General features: G+C 71.3%; 16 protein-coding genes and 1 pseudogene. 11 read left to right on the top strand and 6 right to left on the bottom strand.

Going from position 1 to position 17,910, the window contains the following annotated elements; all coding sequences use genetic code 11:
* Positions 1-5 precede the first annotated feature (5 nt).
* Genes H0487_RS07265 through H0487_RS07245 form a run of 5 tightly spaced genes read left to right on the top strand, consistent with a single transcriptional unit; the run spans position 6 to position 5,779 of the window.
* Positions 6-1,979, top strand: coding sequence for an ABC transporter permease (locus H0487_RS07265; RefSeq protein WP_183093567.1), 1,974 nt, complete (start codon positions 6-8; stop codon positions 1,977-1,979).
* On the top strand, positions 1,976-2,812 hold the full coding sequence (locus H0487_RS07260; protein WP_183093566.1) for an ABC transporter ATP-binding protein: 837 nt from the start codon (positions 1,976-1,978) through the stop codon (positions 2,810-2,812). The genes H0487_RS07265 and H0487_RS07260 overlap by 4 nt, the downstream gene beginning before the upstream one ends.
* Complete coding sequence (locus H0487_RS07255; protein WP_183093565.1) at positions 2,809-3,516, top strand: ABC transporter ATP-binding protein; 708 nt, start codon at positions 2,809-2,811, stop codon at positions 3,514-3,516. Before H0487_RS07260 ends, H0487_RS07255 begins: the two co-directional genes overlap by 4 nt.
* A complete protein-coding gene (locus H0487_RS07250) occupies positions 3,513-5,201 on the top strand; it encodes a hypothetical protein (protein ID WP_183093564.1) in 1,689 nt (562 codons plus the stop codon). The genes H0487_RS07255 and H0487_RS07250 overlap by 4 nt, the downstream gene beginning before the upstream one ends.
* A 2-nt stretch (positions 5,202-5,203) precedes the next feature.
* Positions 5,204-5,779 (top strand): hypothetical protein, encoded by a 576-nt coding sequence (locus H0487_RS07245; protein ID WP_183093563.1) that lies wholly within the window; start codon positions 5,204-5,206, stop codon positions 5,777-5,779.
* A gap of 33 nt (positions 5,780-5,812) precedes the next feature.
* On the opposite strand, the gene H0487_RS07240 is transcribed toward H0487_RS07245, so the two are convergent.
* Positions 5,813-6,673, bottom strand: coding sequence for an NAD(P)-dependent oxidoreductase (locus H0487_RS07240; protein ID WP_183093562.1), 861 nt, complete (start codon positions 6,671-6,673; stop codon positions 5,813-5,815).
* Positions 6,674-6,846: 173 nt separating this feature from the next.
* On the opposite strand from H0487_RS07240, the gene H0487_RS07235 reads away from it, so the two are divergent.
* The 3 genes from H0487_RS07235 (at position 6,847) to H0487_RS07225 (ending at position 9,962) form a co-directional block, all read left to right on the top strand.
* Positions 6,847-8,385: an adenylate/guanylate cyclase domain-containing protein gene (locus H0487_RS07235; RefSeq protein WP_183093561.1), complete on the top strand. Its 1,539-nt coding sequence runs from the start codon at positions 6,847-6,849 to the stop codon at positions 8,383-8,385.
* A 105-nt stretch (positions 8,386-8,490) separates the two neighbouring features.
* Entirely contained in the window at positions 8,491-9,750 is a 1,260-nt protein-coding gene (locus H0487_RS07230) for an LCP family protein (protein ID WP_183093560.1), read from the top strand.
* Complete coding sequence (locus H0487_RS07225) at positions 9,747-9,962, top strand: hypothetical protein (RefSeq protein ID WP_183093559.1); 216 nt, start codon at positions 9,747-9,749, stop codon at positions 9,960-9,962. The genes H0487_RS07230 and H0487_RS07225 overlap by 4 nt, the downstream gene beginning before the upstream one ends.
* 24 nt (positions 9,963-9,986) lie before the next feature.
* Here H0487_RS07225 and H0487_RS07220 read toward each other — a convergent pair whose 3' ends face one another.
* The 4 genes from H0487_RS07220 to H0487_RS07205 all read right to left on the bottom strand — a co-directional run bounded on the left by H0487_RS07220 (position 9,987) and on the right by H0487_RS07205 (position 12,663).
* Complete coding sequence (locus H0487_RS07220; protein ID WP_183093558.1) at positions 9,987-10,328, bottom strand: MscL family protein; 342 nt, start codon at positions 10,326-10,328, stop codon at positions 9,987-9,989.
* Between the two features lie 63 nt (positions 10,329-10,391).
* Complete coding sequence (locus H0487_RS07215) at positions 10,392-11,066, bottom strand: SAF domain-containing protein (RefSeq protein WP_183093557.1); 675 nt, start codon at positions 11,064-11,066, stop codon at positions 10,392-10,394.
* A 76-nt stretch (positions 11,067-11,142) separates the two neighbouring features.
* Positions 11,143-12,219 (bottom strand): trypsin-like serine peptidase, encoded by a 1,077-nt coding sequence (locus tag H0487_RS07210; RefSeq protein WP_183093556.1) that lies wholly within the window; start codon positions 12,217-12,219, stop codon positions 11,143-11,145.
* Between the two features lie 105 nt (positions 12,220-12,324).
* Positions 12,325-12,663 (bottom strand): FmdB family zinc ribbon protein, encoded by a 339-nt coding sequence (locus H0487_RS07205; protein WP_183093555.1) that lies wholly within the window; start codon positions 12,661-12,663, stop codon positions 12,325-12,327.
* An 88-nt stretch (positions 12,664-12,751) separates the two neighbouring features.
* Between H0487_RS07205 and H0487_RS07200 the strand changes: the two genes are divergently transcribed.
* Positions 12,752-15,361 carry a penicillin acylase family protein gene (locus H0487_RS07200; RefSeq protein ID WP_183093554.1) on the top strand — a complete coding sequence of 870 codons (2,610 nt, stop codon included), beginning with the start codon at positions 12,752-12,754 and terminating at the stop codon, positions 15,359-15,361.
* Between the two features lie 123 nt (positions 15,362-15,484).
* Here the strand turns inward: H0487_RS07200 and H0487_RS07195 are convergent, their stop codons facing one another.
* Entirely contained in the window at positions 15,485-16,060 is a 576-nt protein-coding gene (locus tag H0487_RS07195) for a 5-formyltetrahydrofolate cyclo-ligase (protein ID WP_312855853.1), read from the bottom strand.
* Between the two features lie 77 nt (positions 16,061-16,137).
* Between H0487_RS07195 and H0487_RS07190 the strand changes: the two genes are divergently transcribed.
* Both H0487_RS07190 and H0487_RS07185 read left to right on the top strand, forming a co-directional pair.
* Positions 16,138-17,523 (top strand): UTP--glucose-1-phosphate uridylyltransferase, encoded by a 1,386-nt coding sequence (locus H0487_RS07190; protein WP_183093552.1) that lies wholly within the window; start codon positions 16,138-16,140, stop codon positions 17,521-17,523.
* A gap of 7 nt (positions 17,524-17,530) precedes the next feature.
* A pseudogene (locus H0487_RS07185) lies at positions 17,531-17,910 on the top strand (gephyrin-like molybdotransferase Glp); the annotation flags it as partial.

Genomic DNA, 17,910 nt, shown 5'->3' with positions numbered 1-17,910 from the left:
CTGATATGAGCTCACTCTTCGCCTTCACGCTGCTCGGGCTGTTCACCGGTGCCGCCTACGCCATCGTGGCGTCCGGGATGGTGCTGACGTACACGACGACGCGGGTGTTCAACATCGCGCACGGTGCGTTCGGGATGCTGCTGGCCTTCACGTTCTGGGACTTCACGGTGCGGCAGGGGATGCCGACGCTGCTGGGGCTGGCGTTGGTGCTGTTGGTGGTGGGGCCGGCGATCGGGTGGTTCACGCAGCGTTTCATCGCGCGGGGGCTGGGTGAGGCTCCGGTGTCGGTGTCGTTGGTGGTCACGGTGGGTCTGCTGGTCGGTCTGATCGGTCTGACCCAGCAGATCTGGCCGCCGGAGCCGCGGATCGTGCTGCCGTTCCACCCCGAGACCGGCTACCAGATCGGCGACACCTACATCACCTTCCACCAGGTGGTCACGATCGTCTGCTCGATCGTGGTCGCCGGCCTGCTGTACGGCCTGCTCAACTTCACGCGGATCGGGACCGCGATGCGCGCCTCGGTGGACAACCCCGAGCTGCTCAAGCTCTTTGGTGGTCGGCCGGACACGGTCGCGGCCCTGTCGTGGGCGATCGGGATCTCGCTGGCGGCGCTGGGTGGCATCCTGCTCACGCCGACCGTGGGCCTGGACTACTTCGCGCTGACGCTGCTGGTGATCAACGCCTACGCCGCGGCGATGCTCGGCAAGCTGAAGAGCCTGCCGTTGACGTTCGTGGGGGCGATGGGCCTGGGGATCGCGGAGTCCTACGCGGTGGCCTACCTGCCGACCGACGGGTTCCTGTCGACGTTGCGGCCGGCGATCCCGGCGCTGTTCCTGTTCGCGGTGATGATCCTGATGCCGCAGGCCCAGCTGCGGATCGGTCAGGTCAAGGGCATCGTGACCGCGCCGGTGCCGCCGTTGCGATCAGCAGGGGCCTGGGGGGCCGGCCTGCTGGTCGCGGCGGCACTCCTCGTGGCGGGGCTCTCGACCGCGAACCTGCTGCTGGTGGGCACCGCGGCGACGTACGCGATCGTGATGCTCTCGATGGTGCTGCTGACCGGGTACGGCGGGCACGTGTCGCTGGCCCAGTTCACCTTCGCCGGCGTCGGTGCGCTGACCTACGCCAAGCTCGAGGAGCCCAACCTGTTCGCGGTCGTGATCGCCGGGCTGGTCGCGGGCGCGGTCGGTGCGCTGGTCGCGATCCCGGTGCTGCGGCTGACCGGGCTCTACCTGGCGCTGTCGACGCTGGCGTTCGCGGTGCTCATGGACAAGGTGATCTTCCAGCAGGACTGGGCGTTCAAGTTCAACGGCACCCTGAACGCCGAGCGGCCCTCGTTCCTGGGGATCGACCTGTCCGGCGACGCCGTCTACGTCTGGACGATGGTGCTGGTGTTCGTGCTGGTCGGGATCGGTCTGCTGGCGGTGCGCCGCGGCGTCCTGGGCCGACTGCTGGTCGCCATGCGCGACAGCCCGTCGGCGTGCGGCACCCTCGGGCTGGACATGCGGTGGTTCCGGGTCGGGCTGTTCGGTCTCTCGGCCACGATCGCCGGCGTCGCGGGCGCGCTGTTCGCCGGCCTTCGGGGCACGGTGGGGTCGGCGGACTTCCTCTACTTCCAGTCGTTGCTGATGCTGCTGCTGGCGGTGGTGTTCGGGGTGACGTCGGTGACCGGGGCCGCGCTGGGTGGCGTGGCGCTGATGCTGATGCCGGTCTGGCAGGCCGACAACCCCGAGATCGCCGGAGTCCTGTTCGCGATCGTCGGGTTCGGTGCGGTGGCGCTGGGTCGTGACCCGAACGGTGTGGCCAACCACCTCTTCAAGCTCGGCCGCCGGATTCGCGCCCGCTTCGAGCCACAGATCCGCGAACGGCTGGACGGACTGATGCCCAAGGGCCACGTGTCCAGCGACGAGCTCGCCGCCGCCGGTGCTGCCGACGTGCCGCTGGTGTCGGTCGGCGCCGAGGGGAAGGGGGAGGAGCGATGACGCTGCTCGAGGTCGACAACGTGGTGGTCCGGTTCGGTGGGGTGACCGCCGTCAACGAGGCCAGCTTCAGCGCCGAGCCCGGCGCGATCACGGGACTCATCGGCCCCAACGGTGCGGGCAAGACCACCTGCTTCAACGTGATCAGCGGCCTGCAGAAGCCGACCAAGGGCAAGGTCCGGTTCCGGGGGAAGGCGATCACCTCGATGCCGGTGCACCGCCGGGCCCGCAAGGGCATCGGCCGCACGTTCCAGCGGCTGGAGGCCTTCGGGTCGCTGTCGGTGCGGGAGAACGTGCGGGTCGCCTACGACATCCACCGGGGCTTCGCCGGCATCATCAAGCCCGGCGCCGCCGACGTGGACGCCCTGCTGGAGCGGGTCGGGATCACCGCCTACGCCGACGAGCGCGCCGACTCCATCCCGACCGGCACCGCGCGCCTGCTGGAGCTGGCCCGCTGCCTGGCCTGCGACCCCCACCTGCTGCTGCTCGACGAGCCCTCCTCGGGCCAGGACGAGGCCGAGTCGGTCGCGTTCGGCCAGCTGCTCAAGGACCTGGCCGACGAGGGCCGCGGGATCTTGATGGTCGAGCACGACATGGACCTGGTGATGAGCGTGTGCGACCAGATCCACGTCCTGGACTTCGGCTCGGTGATCGCGTCGGGCACGCCGGCCGACATCCGCGCCAGCGACCGGGTCCAGCGTGCCTACCTGGGCTACTCCGACGTCGACACCGACGCCGTGGAGGCGATGACCGCGGTCGGTTCCGCCGCTGGTGTGCGGCTCGACGACACGACTGACACCGCGGTGATCCCGGCCGTGAAGGAGGGGCTGGCATGAGCGTCCCGATCCTGGAGGTCATCGACCTCCACGCCTCCTACGGCCGGATCGAGGTCCTCCGCGGCGTCGACCTCACCATCCCCAAGGGTGCGGTCATGGCGCTGCTCGGCCCCAACGGTGCCGGCAAGTCCACCCTGGTCAAGGTCGTCTCCGGCCAGAAGTCGCCGACGTCCGGCGACATCCACCTCGCCGGCGTGCACGTGAAGAACGCCGGGTCCGACGACCTGGCCCGGGTCGGCCTCTGCACGATCCCCGAGGGCAGGTCGGTCTTCCCGAACCTGACGATCGAGGAGAACCTCCGACTGATGTCGTACGCCGGCATCCCCGCCGGTGCCGTGCTCGACACCGCGTTCTCCTACTTCCCCCGGCTCCACGAGCGCCGCCGCCAGCTGGCCGGCACCCTCTCGGGCGGCGAGCAGCAGATGCTTGCGATGTCCCGCGCGCTCGCGTCGGACCCGGCCCTGCTGCTGCTCGACGAGCTCTCGATGGGACTGGCTCCGATCATCGTGGAGGAGCTCTACGAGACCGTCGCGCAGATCGCCAACAGCGGCGTCTCGATCCTGTGCATCGAGCAGTTCGCCCGGACCGCGCTCAAGGTCTCGGACTACGCAGCCGTCATGACCGGCGGCCGCATCGTCGCCTCGGGCGAGCCCGGAGAGATCCTCGACACCATGGCCGACGTCATCCTCGGAGGAGCCGCATGAAGCCTCGCCTGCTCGCCCACGGCCACCAGCACACGCCGGAGTGCGCCCGGCCCAGCCGTGAGCGCCGGTCGCCCGTCGTTCCCACACTGCGTGCGCTGGTCGCTGCGGGTCTGGTCGCGGCGGTGCTGCCGACCACCGCGCCCGCCGCGCACAGCGACCCCCGGGCCGGCCGCGGTGCGCCCGCTTCGACTGCTGCGGCCGAGCCCGGTTACGGCGGCTTCAGCTCGACCGCCTGGGCCACCCCGGTCCGGGTCGAGGTCTTCGAGCCGTCCATCCCGATCCCCAGCACCCCGCAGCTGGAGTTCAAGCTCGCCTACACCAAGACCGTGGCCGACTCCGGCAGTGCGAAGGGCCGGGCGAGCTACTTCTGGCCCGGCGACCCGGTCGGGGAGGGTCTGGTCACCTTCGCCGAGCAGCTGGGCCTGCCGCCCGAGGCGTTCGAGGGTGGCTATCCGGTCCAGGTGAACGCGAGCTTCCCGTCGGACCAGACCAGCCAGAAGGACGAGCCGTTCCCCGGCATGGTGATGCGGACCGAGGCCGGGGACAAGACCGCGACGGCCCAGTCCGGGTTCTCCCCGGACAGCGGCGTGTCCGACCCCGATCCCGGCGGTGCCGACGGCGGCGAGGGTGGCGAGGGCGGCGACGACGGCGGACTGCCCGGCCTGCCGGGGCTCCCCGGCCTGCCCGGGGTCCCGGGCACGGCGACCACCGCGGAGGAGACGCCGGGCGTGCCCGGTCTGCCCGCACCGCTGGCCGCCCTGGTCGACCTCGAGGGCTATGTGTCGACCAGCAAGGCGACCGCGGTCGACGGCCCGGTCGTCGGCGCGTCTCGCGCGATCCTTGGCGACGTCCACCTGCTCGGCGGGCTGGTCACCCTCTCCGGCCTCGACGTCCGCGCCCGCGCGGAGTCCGACGGCGCGACCGGCACCTCGGGTGGACGCTCGGACTACGGATCGATGCTGTTCGCCGGCCAGGAGTTCGCGATCGGTCCCGACGGCATCATCGCCGGCGGCTCCCCGCTCAACCTCCCCGGCCTGCCCGTGGATCCCGCGACCGCGCTGCTCCAGCTCGGCATCAGCATCCAGGTCCCCGAGGCCCAGCGCACCGTCGAGGGGGACCTGGCCACCAGCGTCAGCCAGGGCCTGGTCGTCGTCATCGACACCAGCATCCTCGCCCCGCTCCTCCAGGCCCTGCCCACCGCGGCCCTCGCCCAGCTCCTTCCCGACGAGGCCGGCCCGCTCAAGAGCCTGCTCGGCGGGTTCGGCTCGCTGAAGCCGATCATCGTGACCACCCTGGGGATCGCGACCGCCGCGGTCGACACCCAGCCGCCGATCGTGATCGAACCCACCGACCCGGTCGACCCGACCGACCCGCCCGAGGACCCCGGCACCGACGCCGGCCCGAAGGGCAGCGACCCGGGACCGGCCGCCACGGTCGACCCGCCGGCACCGGACGCCGGTCCGGCCCCGAGCGTCGACACCGCGCCGTTCGTCCCCACCGCGGCCGACGCCGGCCCCGGCCTCCCGCCCCTGTTCTCCATCCCCGGGATGCTCCTGCTCCTGGCCTTCGCGGGCGCCGCGTTCGCCGGCAGCTGGTTCCGCCGGATCGGGGCGATGGCGCTGGGCACCGGCGGTGCCTGCACCCACGGACTCGACACCGGTCTCCCCGACCTCCGAAAGGCATGACCATGACCGCATCCAACGTCGGCACCCCTGCCAGCGGCTCGCGCATCGGCGCCGGCACCGCCCTCCCGCGCGTCGGATCCTCCTCCCGCAGCGGCATCGCGCCGCTGCGGGACCAGCACTACGCACTGCTCCAGGTGATCCTGTTCTGGGCAGGTGCGGTCCTGCTCCCGCTCGGCCTGGTGGTCATCGTCCTGGGCTGGTACGGCGCCGCCAACACGCCGTACCAGTACGACCAGCTCTCCTACCTGGTCTCCGGCGGCCTGCTCGGACTCGGCCTGACCTTCATCGGCGGGTTCCTCTACTTCGGCGCCTGGCTCGCCCGGATCGCCAACGACGGGCGGGAGTCCTCCAAGCGGCTCGCCGACACCCTGCTCGTCCTCGCCGACGTGACCAGCCGGGTCGCGACCACCGACGACCGCGGCGTCGACGTCGGCTCCATCCCGGTCACGGCGGGTGGCGGTACGACGATGCACCGGCGCGACTGCGCCCTCATCGCCCACCGCGAGGACCTCACACCCGTCGGGGACGGCGACGACCACCTCACCCTCTGCCGGATCTGCAACCCCGGCGGCCGGTGACGGTCTGAACGCCCCGAGAGGCCGAGGACGAGGTCAGTCGCGGTAGCCGAGGCCCGGGGCGAGGTGCTCGAGGGCCAGCCGCGCGAGCGGTACCTCGATGCCGAGCTCCTCGGCCAGGGCGATGCCCTGCGTCAGGTCCTTCCCGGAGAGCTGGCGCAGGTGGTCGAACGCCTGGTACCAGAACGACCCGGGCTCGAGCGGCTCCGTGGAGTCCCGGTGCATGATCGCGCCCGGCCCGCCGGTGATCGCGTCGGTGTGGCGGACGACGTCGCCGAGGGCGACGATGTCGAGCCCGGCAGCCTCGGCCAGTCGCTGTGCCTCGGTCGCGGCGGCGAACGCGGTGTAGTGCATCAGGTTGCGCGCGAGCTTGAACCTCGTGCCCGCCCCGATCGGGCCGGCGTGGACGACCTTGGTCGCCATCGCTGCCATCACCGGGCGGACCCGTTCGAAGGCGTCGTCCGAGCCGCCCACCATGATCGCGAGGGTGCCGGCGGCCGCGCCCGCGGCACCACCGGAGACCGGTGCGTCGACGAGCGACGATCCGCGCGCCGCGGCGTCACCCGCGAGCTCCGCGGGGGTCGACGGGGCCACGGTCGAGTGGATGGCGATGGCCGGAGCGTCGCCGTCCCCGAGTGCCGCCAGCAGGTCGGCCACGACGCTGCGGACCTGGGCGTCGGTGTTGACCTGCACGCTGACGACGTCGCAGGAGGCGAGTCCGGCGACCGAGCCGACGGCCTTGGCCCCGGCCGCGACGAGCTCCTCGACCGGCCGCGGAGCCAGGTCGAACACGACGACCTCGAGGCCGCGCTCCTCCTGGACCTCGACCAGCCGCAGGGCCATCGGCTTGCCGATGTCCCCCAGGCCCACGAAGCCCACTCGGGTCAGCTCGGACATCAGCACTCCTCGGCCTCGACGACGGGGGCACGTTCCTGCACACCCAACTGGACAGGTGTCCAGCATAGGGCAGTGCTCGCGCGATTTCCAGGGCGAACTAGAACGAGTTCTCGTTCGCTGCTCCTGTGCTGTCCGCCGGGTGACGCACGGCTCGGCACCGCTACGGTCGGGCCATGAGCTGGCAGCCGACCCTCCTCGGAACGCTGGCTGCGCGGCAGCGTGAGGTACGACGACGGTTCCAGCGGTCGACCGCGTTCGTGCTGGTCGGGATCGACGTCGTCGGCGCGGCGCCCGCCGGGCTGCTGGTGCTGCTCGTCCTGCCGCTGCCGGCCGAGGCGCGGTCGCCGGAGGTGCTGTGGGGGACGACCGGAGTGGCCGCGGGCTACTCCTTCCTCGCCACGCTCGTCGGGACCAGGTGGGGGTCCAAGATCCTCGAGCCGGTCACCCGATGGGTCGCGACCGATGGGGCGGCCGACGTCCGGACGCAACGGCGCCTGCTCGATGCCCCGCTCATCTTCGCTCGGCGGGTGGCGCTCCTCTGGATCCTCGGGGCGGCGCTCGCGGCGTCGTACGCGGCGCTGTTCGACGGTCTCATCAGCCTCTCCGTCGGGCTGGGGTTCGGCCTCGCCGGGCTCTTCGCGTCGACGGTGACCTTCCTCGTCGGTGAACGCGCGCTGCGCGGGCTGGCCAGCCGGGCGCTGATGGAGCAGGTCCCCCGTCGGCGGCTCGACCGGGCGCTCGCCAAGCGGCTCGTCTTCACGTGGCTGATGAGCAGCGGCACCGGCCTGCTGGGGATCGCGCTGATGAGCCTCATCGTGATCGCCCGGCCGGCGGTGACCGACCTGCGCGGCCTCGCCGAGACGACCCTGATCCTCTCCGTGCTGGTCAGCCTCGCCGGGCTGCTGGCGATCCTGCTCGTCGCGCGAGCGACCGCCGCACCGGTCGAGGACCTCATCGAGGCGATCGGGCGGGTCGAGGTCGGTCAGCTCGACGCGCGGGTGAAGGTGTGGGACGCCACCGAGCTCGGAGTGCTCCAGGCCGGCTTCAACGCCATGGCGTCCGGCCTCGAGGAGCGAGAGCAGCTCCGCGACCTGTTCGGCAAGCACGTGGGCACCGACGTGGCGACCGCCGCCATGACCGACACCCCGTCGTTCGCGGGCGAGCTGAGGGACGTCTCCGTGCTCTTCGTCGACCTGATCGGCTCGACGAGCATCGCCGAGTCGAAGGACCCGCACGAGACGATCGGCGTCCTCAACGCCTTCTTCGACATCGTCATCGAGGTCGTCCACGAGCACCACGGCTGGATCAACAAGTTCCAGGGCGACGCGGCGCTCGCCGTCTGGGGCGCGCCGCTGCGCGTCGACGACCACGCCCGGCTCGCGCTGTCGGCCGCCCGCACCCTCAACGCGCGGCTCCTCGCCGAGCTGCCCGACGTCCCCGCCGGAGTGGGCGTCTCGGGCGGCCAGGTCGTGACCGGCAACGTCGGAACGGCGGAACGCTACGAGTACACCGTCATCGGGGACCCGGTGAACGAGGCAGCCCGTCTCACCGAGCTGGCCAAGTCGCTGCGGATCCGGGTGGTGGCCAACGGTGCCCTCCTCGACTGGGCCGCCGACGACGAGGTCGCGTGCTGGACCGAGTCCGAGCCCGTCGTCCTGCGGGGCAAGGCCGAGTCGACCCGGATCGCCTTCCCCTTCGACCGCGGCGTGTGAACGTCGGCCGGTCCCGCGGTTCGATTCGTGTTGCAACCGCCCGCCAGCCACAATGGAAGGAACTCTCGGGCCCAGCCCCCACAGTTCCAGCCAGGTGACGACACTTTGACCGACAGCCCCGAGGCCAGCAAGCCGCAGGCCCGCCGCGTGACCGGTTCGGTGACCAACAAGACGGTCGCCGGCAAGCGTCGACGCCGCCAGCGCCACACCGTCGCGAAGGTCATCACCGCCACGCTCCTGGTGCTCGCCGTCGGTACGGCGGCCTCCGTGGTGCTCGCCTACAACCACTGGAACAGCAACCTGGACGTCAAGGACCTGACGCCGCAGCTCGGCACCGACCGCCCGGTCAAGAAGAAGGTCGAGGGTCCGAAGGAGCCGATGAACATCCTGGTGATGGGCTCCGACAGCCGCGACTGCCAGGGCTGCAACATCGACGGCCTCACCGGCGACGGCGAGCGCTCCGACACCACGATCATGCTGCACCTCTCGGCGGACCGGAAGCGCGCCTACGGCATCAGCATCCCGCGGGACACCCTCGCCGACCGGCCGACCTGCTTCGAGGAGGACGGCGCGGAGATCCCCGGCGCCCAGGACGTCATCTGGAACGACGCCTACGCCGTCGGCGGGCCCGCCTGCACGATCCGCCAGTTCGAGAAGACCACCGGCATCCGGATCGACAACTACGTCGTCATCGACTTCCAGGGCTTCAAGGACATGGTCAACGCCCTCGACGGCGTCGAGGTCTGCATCCCCGAGGACATCAACGACCCCGAGCACGGCATCACCCTCAAGGCGGGGACCCGCGAGATCCGGGACCAGGAGGCGCTCAGCTACGTCCGCGTGCGCCACGTCGGCGACGGCACCGACCCGCAGCGGATCCGGCGCCAGCAGGCGTTCATGGCGGCGATGATCAACAAGGCGATCTCGGCGGGCATGCTGGTCCGGCCCGACCGGATGCTCTCCTTCCTCAACGCCGTGACCGGCTCCATCCAGACCGACTACGCCAACCTCGGCGAGCTGTCGGAGCTGGGCGAGAGCTTCCAGGGCATCGGGCTCGACAACATCAAGTTCGTCACCGCGCCGTGGGTCTACTCGACCGCCCAGGTGGGTCGGGTCGAGCTGACGCCGGAGGCCGAGCTGCTCTGGCAGCTGGTCATCGACGACAAGCAGCTCACGCCCCAGTTCGCCGAGCAGAGCATCAGTGCGGCCGACGACCCCGAGGGCGGCGGCTCCTCGCCGGGCGAGGCGCCGGAGACCGACGCCACCGACGACCCGACGGACGGCGCCACCGACGACGGGGGCAAGAAGGACCGCGACGAGGGCCTCTCCGACGACGCCCGCGAGAGCGCCGGGCTCTGCACGTGACCGAGGACCGTCGTACCGACGCCGAGGCCGACGCCGCTGCTGCTGACGCGGAATGGAAACGGCGCAAGCGCCGCGCCGAGGTCTTCGGCGAGACGCTGCCCGAGACCACCCGCGACGAGCGCGGCGAGTCGGACGCGGGCGACCGGTCGGGCCGCGAGTCCGCGACCGACCGCTGGCTCAAAGCACAGGTGCCGCCTCACCACGGTGGGTGACGCGGCACCTGGGTGCTGTGAGCGTCAGGCCCGGCTGGCGAGCGAGTCGCGGATCTCCGTGAGCAGCTCGACCTCGGTCGGCCCGGCCGCCTCGGTGGGGAAGAAGCGCTCCTTGGCCTTGGTGTAGGGCACCACGATCAGGAAGTAGACGACCGCGCCGAGGATCACGAACGAGATCAACGCGTTCATGAACGCGCCGAACGTGTTGGGGTCGTTGGTGAACGTGTCCTCCATGCCCTTGGGGAGCTGGTCGGTCAACCAGGCGACGAAAGTCGTGACGACGGTGCCGAACGCGGCCGCCATGATGAAGGCGACGGCGACCTCGATGAGGTTTCCGCGCAGCAGGAAGTTCTTGAAACCGGACATGGTGGCTTCTCTCCTCGTATCCGAGACAACGTGTCCTACCCCCCGGTAGGACCGGATCTGAACTTATCGGCTCGCCCAGGCATAAGTCACGAACGCGGTGACCCCCGCGGCGGTGACCTCGGTGACGGAACCGACCGGGATCCCGATCACGACGAGTCGTCCGGTGAGCGCGTCGGACGTTGTCGGATCCGGTGCCGGAAGGGCAAGGACGACGACGTCGTGGGCGATCGTCTCCGTGGTCCGGGCCTCCGGGTCGGTCGCGAGCAGGTCGACCACGTCGCCGACCGTGAGCAGGGCGGCCTGCGCCGCGTCCGAGAGCCTCAGCGGCGTCGCTACCGTGGCCGGGGCGGCGGCGACCAGCCCGGCGCCCACGAGGCGGACGTCGGTGAGCGGCTCGCCCCGTCGCAGCGGTGAGGCCAGCACCGCGTCCGTGGCCCGGTCCGGGTCGGTCACCGCTCCGTCGGGGACGTCCCGTTCTTCGACGGCTGACGGGTGGAGGTCGTCGGCGGCCAGTGAGGCGCCTGCCGGCAGGTCGCGCGTGGCAACGAGCACCGTGACGGTCGCCGGCGGCGGCGGAGCGATCGCGTGCACACCGGCCCCGACCGCGCCGGCTGCGAGCAGCGCGGCGAGCGGGCGCCGACGACGGAGCACGGCTCGGCGGAGCCGGGTCGCCAGGTCACGGACGCGGGCGAGGGGTGAGCCGGTCGCGGGAGAGCGGCGCTCGTCGGAGATCGACATGGTCCGACGCTAGGTCCGACCCGACACGCCGCGCGCCTCCTGCGGACGTTGTCCACAGGAGGCGCGGGTCGGTCGGTCAGCGGGCGCGGACGTTCTGGAAGACGGCCTGCTCGGCGGAGCCGAAGTACGGGGCGAACAGCGTCGCCGCGTTGGGCTTGTAGGAGTTCACCGTCGTGACCGTGCCCATCCAGGCGCTGGAGGTGTTGGCCAGCCAGGGGCCGCCGCTCGCGCCGCCGGTCATCCGGCAGTAGATGCCCATCGTGCCGGCGTACGGGCCCGAGGTGTAGTAGCTGTTGTCGCCCTGGCAGTAGTAGAGGTCGTTGCCGCTGGAGGTCCACCCGGGCCAGCGCGAGTCGGTGACCGGGTAGCCGAGGGAGGTCTTGAAGCCGGAGGTGCTCCCGTTGAACTGGATCCCGTGTCCACCGACCCGGTCGACGAGCGCGACGCCGGCGGAGTCGCGGTTGAGCGCCACGAACGCAGCGTCGTCGGCGAAGGAAGCGTTGTAGAACCAGTTGTTGGTGGTCGAGATGTAGCGCGCGGTCCACTGGCCGTAGGGCGCCCGGCCGTTCTCGAACGCGGGGATGAAGGTCAGGTTCTGGTACCAGCCACGCGCACCGGTGCTGAGGGTGCCGTAGACGCAGTGACCGGCGGTGGCGATCGTCGACTTGTTCTCGGAGTTGATCGCCGTCGCGGTGCAGTGCTTCCAGCTGACGGCGGCGCTCGGGTCGATGTCGAAGTAGAGCTTGCCGACCTGGCGGTTGGGGTTGGCCGTGTTGGCGTAGGGCCACAGGGCGCCCTCGTTGCCGCTGGCTCGGTGGCTGGTGACGCCCGCCGGAGCCTCGCCAGCGGTCCCCCGGTAGGTCACGGTCGGGCCGTCGGTCTCGTCCTCGACGTTCGTCGGCGCGGTGCCGTCACGCTCGCTGATCCGCAGCGGCTTCGAGACCCGCTCGAGGTGCTTCACGTCGACGTTGGCCGCGCGGCGCTGCTCCGCCGGGGAGACCCGGTGTCCGACGGCCGGGGAGGAGCTGTCGGCGGAGTGCGTCCGATCGGCGTGGGCCGCCGGGACCGGGGCCGTGCCGAGGCCGGCGGCCAGGGCGGTCGCGGCGCCGGCGAGGGCGAATCGGCGGAAGGTGCTCGTCGTGATGGTGCGCATCGTGATCTCCTGGTCCGGAGGCGGGGATCGCCTCGTTGGACCAGAGATTCCTGCGCCGTGCCTACCGTGCGCTTAGCGCGCACTTAACGGGCGTCGAGGGCGCGTTCAGCTCGCGGCGGGAGCCGCGGCGGACGCGGCGCTCGAGGAGCCGGACGAGCTCGACGACGAGCTCGAGGCGGCGCTCGACGAGGAGCTGCTCGAGGAGCTGCTCGAGGAGTCGGACGTCGAGGTGGTCGAGGAGCTCGACGTCTCGCTCGCGGAGCTCTTGCCCCGGCTGTCGGTCCGGTAGAAGCCGGATCCCTTGAAGACCACGCCGACGGCGTTGAAGAGCTTGCGCAGGCGGCCGTTGCACTCCGGGCACTCGGTGAGCGAGTCGTCGGAGAAGCTCTGGAACTGCTCGAAGGCGTGCTCGCACTCGGTGCAGGCGTACTGATAGGTGGGCATCGGGACTCCGCGGTGACGTTTAGCACTCTCGTGTTTCGACTGCCAATGATAGGCGACGTAGCCCGGAGTCGGCACAATGACGACCACCATGACCGCTGCCCCTCGCCGCTTCAGCAGCTGGCCGGCCCCCCTGCGGTGGACGACCTACGTTGCCGCCGCCCTCGTCCTCCTCCTCGTCTTCCTCCTGACCGTCTCGGTCGTCGTGGTGCGCCGCTCGTGGCCGCAGACCGACGGCGAGCTCGAGGTGGCCGGCCTCGACGGGGAGGTCGAGGTGCTCCGCGACGAGCACGGCATCCCCCAGATCTACGCGGACTCCGTCCACGACCTGATGATCGCCCAGGGGTTCGTACACGCCCAGGACCGCTTCTTCGAGATGGACGTACGACGGCACGCCACCGCCGGTCGCCTGGCCGAGCTGTTCGGGGAGGACGCCGTCGAGACCGACCGGGTCGTGCGGACCCTCGGCTGGCGCCAGGTCGCCGAGGAGGAGCTGACCCTGCTCGAGCCCCGCACCCGCGAGCTCATGGACGCCTACGCCGAGGGCGTCAACGCCTACCTCGAGGACCGGTCACTGTCCGAGATCTCCCTCGAGTACGCCGTGCTCGACCTGTCGGGCCTGGACTACAACCCCGACGACTGGACGGCGGTCGACTCGATCGCGTGGCTCAAGGCGATGGCGTGGGACCTCAAGGGCAACCTGGACGACGAGATCGACCGGGCGCTCTCGATCGCCGCGGTCGGGGCGGAGCGGACCGACCAGCTGTTCCCGCCGTACCCCTATGACGAGCACCCGCCGATCGTCGGCCAGGGTGCCGTCGTCGACGGCGTCTTCGAGCAGGACGCGACGTCCTCCGGCACCCGGCTGCCGCAACGGCCGCCGCTCGGACCGCAGGTGGAGGCGGCGCTCGCCGGCGTACGCGACCTGGTCGACGGGATGCCCGCCCTGCTCGGCAAGGGCGACGGGATCGGCAGCAACGCCTGGGCGGTCAGTGGTGAGCACACCGCCACCGGTGCGCCGATCCTGGCCAACGACCCGCACCTCGGCATCTCGTTGCCGGGTGTCTGGACCCAGGTCGGACTGCACTGCCGCGAGGTCTCGGAGGCCTGTCCGCTGGACGTCGCCGGCTTCAGCTTCTCCGGAGTGCCCGGCGTGATCATCGGTCACAACGCCGACATCGCCTGGGGCTTCACCAACCTCGGCCCGGACACCACCGACCTCTACGTGGAGAGGGTCCGCGACGACCGGTGGCAGTACGACGGCCGCAGCCTGCCGCTGACCGTGCGCGAGGAGACGATCGAGGTGCGCGGCGGCGACGACGTCACTGTGCGGGTCCGGTCGACGGACCACGGACCGCTGCTCTCCGACCTCGCCGGCGACCTCGGTGACACGGCGGACGACGTGGCCGGCAGTGGAGTCGTCCCGGGCGAGACGGTCCGGTGGGACCACGCGGTGTCGCTGGCCTGGACGGCCCTCGACCCGCAGCCGACCGCCGACGCCCTCCACGCCCTCAACCTCGCGACCGACTGGACCTCCTTCCGCACCGCGCTCTCCGACTTCGCGGTGCCCGGGCAGAACGTCGTCTACGCCGACACCGAGGGCCACATCGGCTACCAGGCGACCGGCCGGGTGCCGATCCGCAAGGCCGGCAACGACGGCCGGATGCCGGCTGCGGGCTGGCTCAAGGAGAACGACTGGACGGGGGAGCACGTCCCCTACGACGCATTGCCCAGCGTCCTCGACCCGGTCTCCGGCATGGTCGTGACGGCCAACCAGGCCGTCGTCGACCCCGGCACCTCGGGGTCGGGCTACCCCTACTTCCTCACCGACGACTGGGACCGCGGCTACCGGTCCGCGCGGATCCTCGACCTGCTCGAGTCCGAGGTGTCCGGCGGGAACCTCGACGTCGCCGCCATGGGACGGATCCAGACCGACGACCGCAACCCGATGGCGCCGGTGCTGACGCCGTACCTCCTCGACGTGCTGCTGCCGCCGGGCTACTACTCCGATGGTCAGCGGCTGCTGCGCGACTGGAGCTTCCGGCAGGGGCCGGGCAGTCCGGCCGCGGCGTACTACAACGTCGTGTGGCGCGAGCTGCTCGCCCGTACCTTCCACGACGAGCTCGACGAGGACCTGTGGCCCGACGGCGGCCAGCGCTGGTTCGCGGTCGTCACGGACCTGCTCACCCGCCCGGGTGACCGCTGGTGGGACGACGTCGACACCGAGGACCGCGTCGAGACCCGCGACGACGTGCTCGAGGCGGCGTTGAAGGATGCCCGCGACCAGCTCACCTCGCGTCAGTCGCCCAACCCGGACGAGTGGAGCTGGGGGCGGCTGCACCGCCTCGACCTGCGCTCCTCGACCCTCGGCGAGTCGGGCATCGGCGTCGTGGAGCGCCTCTTCAACCGCGGCGGCTGGGAGATCGGCGGCGGCGGGTCGATCCCCAACGCGACCGGCTGGGACGCCGCCGAAGGGTACGACGTCGTCACCGCGCCGTCGATGCGGATGGTCCTCCCGATGGACGACCTCGACGAGGCGCGGTGGATCAACCTCACCGGCGTCTCGGGCCACGCCTTCCACGCCCACTACACCGACCAGACCGACCTGTTCGTGCGCGGCGAGACGCTGCCGTGGGTGTTCTCGGTCGACGAGGTCGAGGACGCCGCCGAGGACACCCTCACCCTGGTGCCCCCGGACTAGTCGAATCCGTACCTTCCTGAGTCGAATCGGTACTTACCTGGGTCGAACCGAGACCACGACCCGGGTAAGTACCGATTCGACCCAGATAGGTACCGATTCGACCCAGGTAGGTCCCGATTCGACTCAGGAAGGTCCCGATTCGACGGGGAAGCGGAGGATGCCGGACGGGGTCGCAGCCGCGGTGACGAGGCGGTCGTGCGGCTCGGTCGGGACGGCGTGGCCGGTCTCGTCGTCGTACAGCAGCACGCAGGTGAAGGTGCCCAGCGGCATCCGGGCGAGCGCCCGGTCGTAGGAACCGCCGCCGCGGCCGAGCCGCTGCCCGCGGGGCGAGACCGCCAGACCGGGCACGAGGACCACGTCGGCCGTCGCCACCGCGTCCGGACCGAGCCGCTCGCCCACGGGCTCCAGCAGGCCGCGGCCCGCAGGCGCCAGCGACGTCGCCCCCCGGTAGGTCGCCCAGTCGAGGTCGTTGTCCGGCAGCAGCACGGGGACGATGACCCGCTTGCCCGCCGTGACCAGCGCGTCGAGGAGCGCGGACGTGCCCGGCTCGGTGCCGACGGAGACGTAGCAGGCGACCGTCGCGGCGCGCCGTACGTCGTCGGTGGCGATCAGGTGCGCGGTCAGCGACCGGGCGGCCTCGCCGACCTCGACGAGGGAGCGGCGGCGCCGGGTGGTGAGCAGCTGGTCGCGCAGAGCCACCTTCGCGAGAGCGGAGTTACCGACCGGTTCTGGGTGCGATTGCCTGCCCGCCACGGGACCAGCCTACGATCGGGTACATGGGTAGCGCCGGTTTGGAGATGGCACGAGCGAAGATGGCCGACGCTGGCGTCGACCCCGTCGCGATCGAGACGTTCGCGCACTACTACCGGCTCCTCGAGCACGGGGAGACGGGACTGATCGCCGAGGCGAGCATCGCGCCGGTCGACATCGAGTCGCTCGCCGACGCCGACGTGCCCGACGACGTGGCGGCGGAGGCGATCCAGCACACCGCGATCATCAAGCTCAACGGCGGCCTCGGCACGTCGATGGGCATGGACCGCGCCAAGTCGCTGCTCTGCGTGCGCCGCGGCTTGTCGTTCCTCGACATCATCGCCCGCCAGGTGCTCCACCTGCGCGAGAAGTACGACGCCCCGCTGCCGCTGCTCTTCATGAACAGCTTCCGCACCTCCGAGGACACCCTCGAGGCGCTGGCCCGCTACGAGAGCCTGCCGGTCGCCGGCCTGCCCCTGGAGTTCCTCCAGAACAAGGAGCCCAAGCTCCTCGCCAAGGGCCTGACCCCCGCGAGCTTCCCCAAGGACCCCGACCTCGAGTGGTGCCCGCCGGGCCACGGCGACGTCTACACCGCCCTGCGCGGAAGCGGCGTGCTCGCCCAGCTCATCGAGGCGGGCTTCCGTCACGTGTTCATCTCCAACTCCGACAACCTCGGCGCCGTGCCGGCGCCCCGGGTCGCCGGCTGGTTCGCCCAGAGCGGCGCGCCGTTCGCGATCGAGGCGGTCCGTCGTACCAACCAGGACAAGAAGGGTGGCCACTTCGCGCGCCGCAAGGCCGACGGCCGCCTCGTCCTGCGCGAGACCGCGCAGACGGCCAAGGAGGACCTGGCCGCGCTCGCCGACCTCGAGCGCCACAAGTACACCTCGACCAACAACATCTGGATCGACCTCCATGCACTGCGCGACACCCTCGACCAGCGTGACGGCGTGCTCGGTCTGCCGATGATCCGCAACACCAAGACCCTCGACCCGAGCGACGCCAGCACGCCCGACGTCATCCAGATCGAGACCGCCATGGGTGCGGCGATCGAGGTGTTCGAAGGTGCGACCCTCGTCGAGGTGGGCCGCGACCGGTTCGTCCCGGTCAAGACGACCAACGACCTGCTCATCCTGCGCTCCGACGTCTACACGATCGGCGCCGACTTCGTGCTCGACCTGGTCGCCTCCGACGTGCCGTACGTCGACCTCGACCCTGCCCACTACAAGCTCGTCGGCGAGTTCGACAAGCGGTTCCCCGAGGGGGCGCCGTCGATGGCGAAGGCCTCGTCACTGCGGATCGCGGGCGACTTCACCTTCGGTCACGGGGTCGAGATCGTGGGCGACGTCGCGCTCGACGCGCGCACCGCCCAGCGGGTGGCCGCCGGGGAGACCCTCGCCGGGGACGGCAGCTGAACCGCCGATGACGGGTCCCGGGGCCCCGGTCGACGCCCATCGCGACCGGATCCTCAGCCTCGTCGAGCCGCTGCCCGCCGGGGCGGTGCCACTGGAGCTGGCGGCGGACCGGACCTGCGCCCGCGACGTGCTCGCCGCGGTCGACCTGCCGCGCTTCGACCACGCGGCGATGGACGGCTATGCCGTGCGTGCGGCCGACCTCGCCGCCGGTGCCCAGGGCGGAGCCGTTGTGCTGCCCGTCGCCGGGGTGGTGGCCGCCGGCGACGCGGCGCTGCCGACCCTGGAGCCGGGGACGGCCTGGCGGATCATGACGGGTGCTCCGGTCCCGGCCGGTGCCGACGCCGTCGTACCGTTCGAGTGGACCGACCGCGGCCACGACGAGGTCCG

Origin of the sequence: Nocardioides stalactiti, from assembly GCF_014180715.1 — a bacterium.
In the GTDB taxonomy this organism is placed as follows: domain Bacteria; phylum Actinomycetota; class Actinomycetes; order Propionibacteriales; family Nocardioidaceae; genus Nocardioides; species Nocardioides stalactiti.
The sequence above is the reverse complement of the archived record's forward strand: the minus strand, read 5'-3'. Positions and strand labels throughout refer to the sequence as shown.

What these genes read in the sequence shown, in the direction of transcription:
- H0487_RS07265 (WP_183093567.1), top strand. Translation starts at nt 6, where the DNA reads ATGAGCTCACTCTTCGCCTTCACGCTGCTCGGGCTGTTCACCGGTGCC.
- H0487_RS07260 (WP_183093566.1), top strand. Translation starts at nt 1,976, where the DNA reads ATGACGCTGCTCGAGGTCGACAACGTGGTGGTCCGGTTCGGTGGGGTG.
- H0487_RS07255 (WP_183093565.1), top strand. Translation starts at nt 2,809, where the DNA reads ATGAGCGTCCCGATCCTGGAGGTCATCGACCTCCACGCCTCCTACGGC.
- H0487_RS07250 (WP_183093564.1), top strand. Translation starts at nt 3,513, where the DNA reads ATGAAGCCTCGCCTGCTCGCCCACGGCCACCAGCACACGCCGGAGTGC.
- H0487_RS07245 (WP_183093563.1), top strand. Translation starts at nt 5,204, where the DNA reads ATGACCGCATCCAACGTCGGCACCCCTGCCAGCGGCTCGCGCATCGGC.
- H0487_RS07240 (WP_183093562.1), bottom strand. Translation starts at nt 6,673, where the DNA reads ATGTCCGAGCTGACCCGAGTGGGCTTCGTGGGCCTGGGGGACATCGGC.
- H0487_RS07235 (WP_183093561.1), top strand. Translation starts at nt 6,847, where the DNA reads ATGAGCTGGCAGCCGACCCTCCTCGGAACGCTGGCTGCGCGGCAGCGT.
- H0487_RS07220 (WP_183093558.1), bottom strand. Translation starts at nt 10,328, where the DNA reads ATGTCCGGTTTCAAGAACTTCCTGCTGCGCGGAAACCTCATCGAGGTC.
- H0487_RS07215 (WP_183093557.1), bottom strand. Translation starts at nt 11,066, where the DNA reads ATGTCGATCTCCGACGAGCGCCGCTCTCCCGCGACCGGCTCACCCCTC.
- H0487_RS07210 (WP_183093556.1), bottom strand. Translation starts at nt 12,219, where the DNA reads ATGCGCACCATCACGACGAGCACCTTCCGCCGATTCGCCCTCGCCGGC.
- H0487_RS07205 (WP_183093555.1), bottom strand. Translation starts at nt 12,663, where the DNA reads ATGCCCACCTATCAGTACGCCTGCACCGAGTGCGAGCACGCCTTCGAG.
- H0487_RS07200 (WP_183093554.1), top strand. Translation starts at nt 12,752, where the DNA reads ATGACCGCTGCCCCTCGCCGCTTCAGCAGCTGGCCGGCCCCCCTGCGG.
- H0487_RS07190 (WP_183093552.1), top strand. Translation starts at nt 16,138, where the DNA reads ATGGGTAGCGCCGGTTTGGAGATGGCACGAGCGAAGATGGCCGACGCT.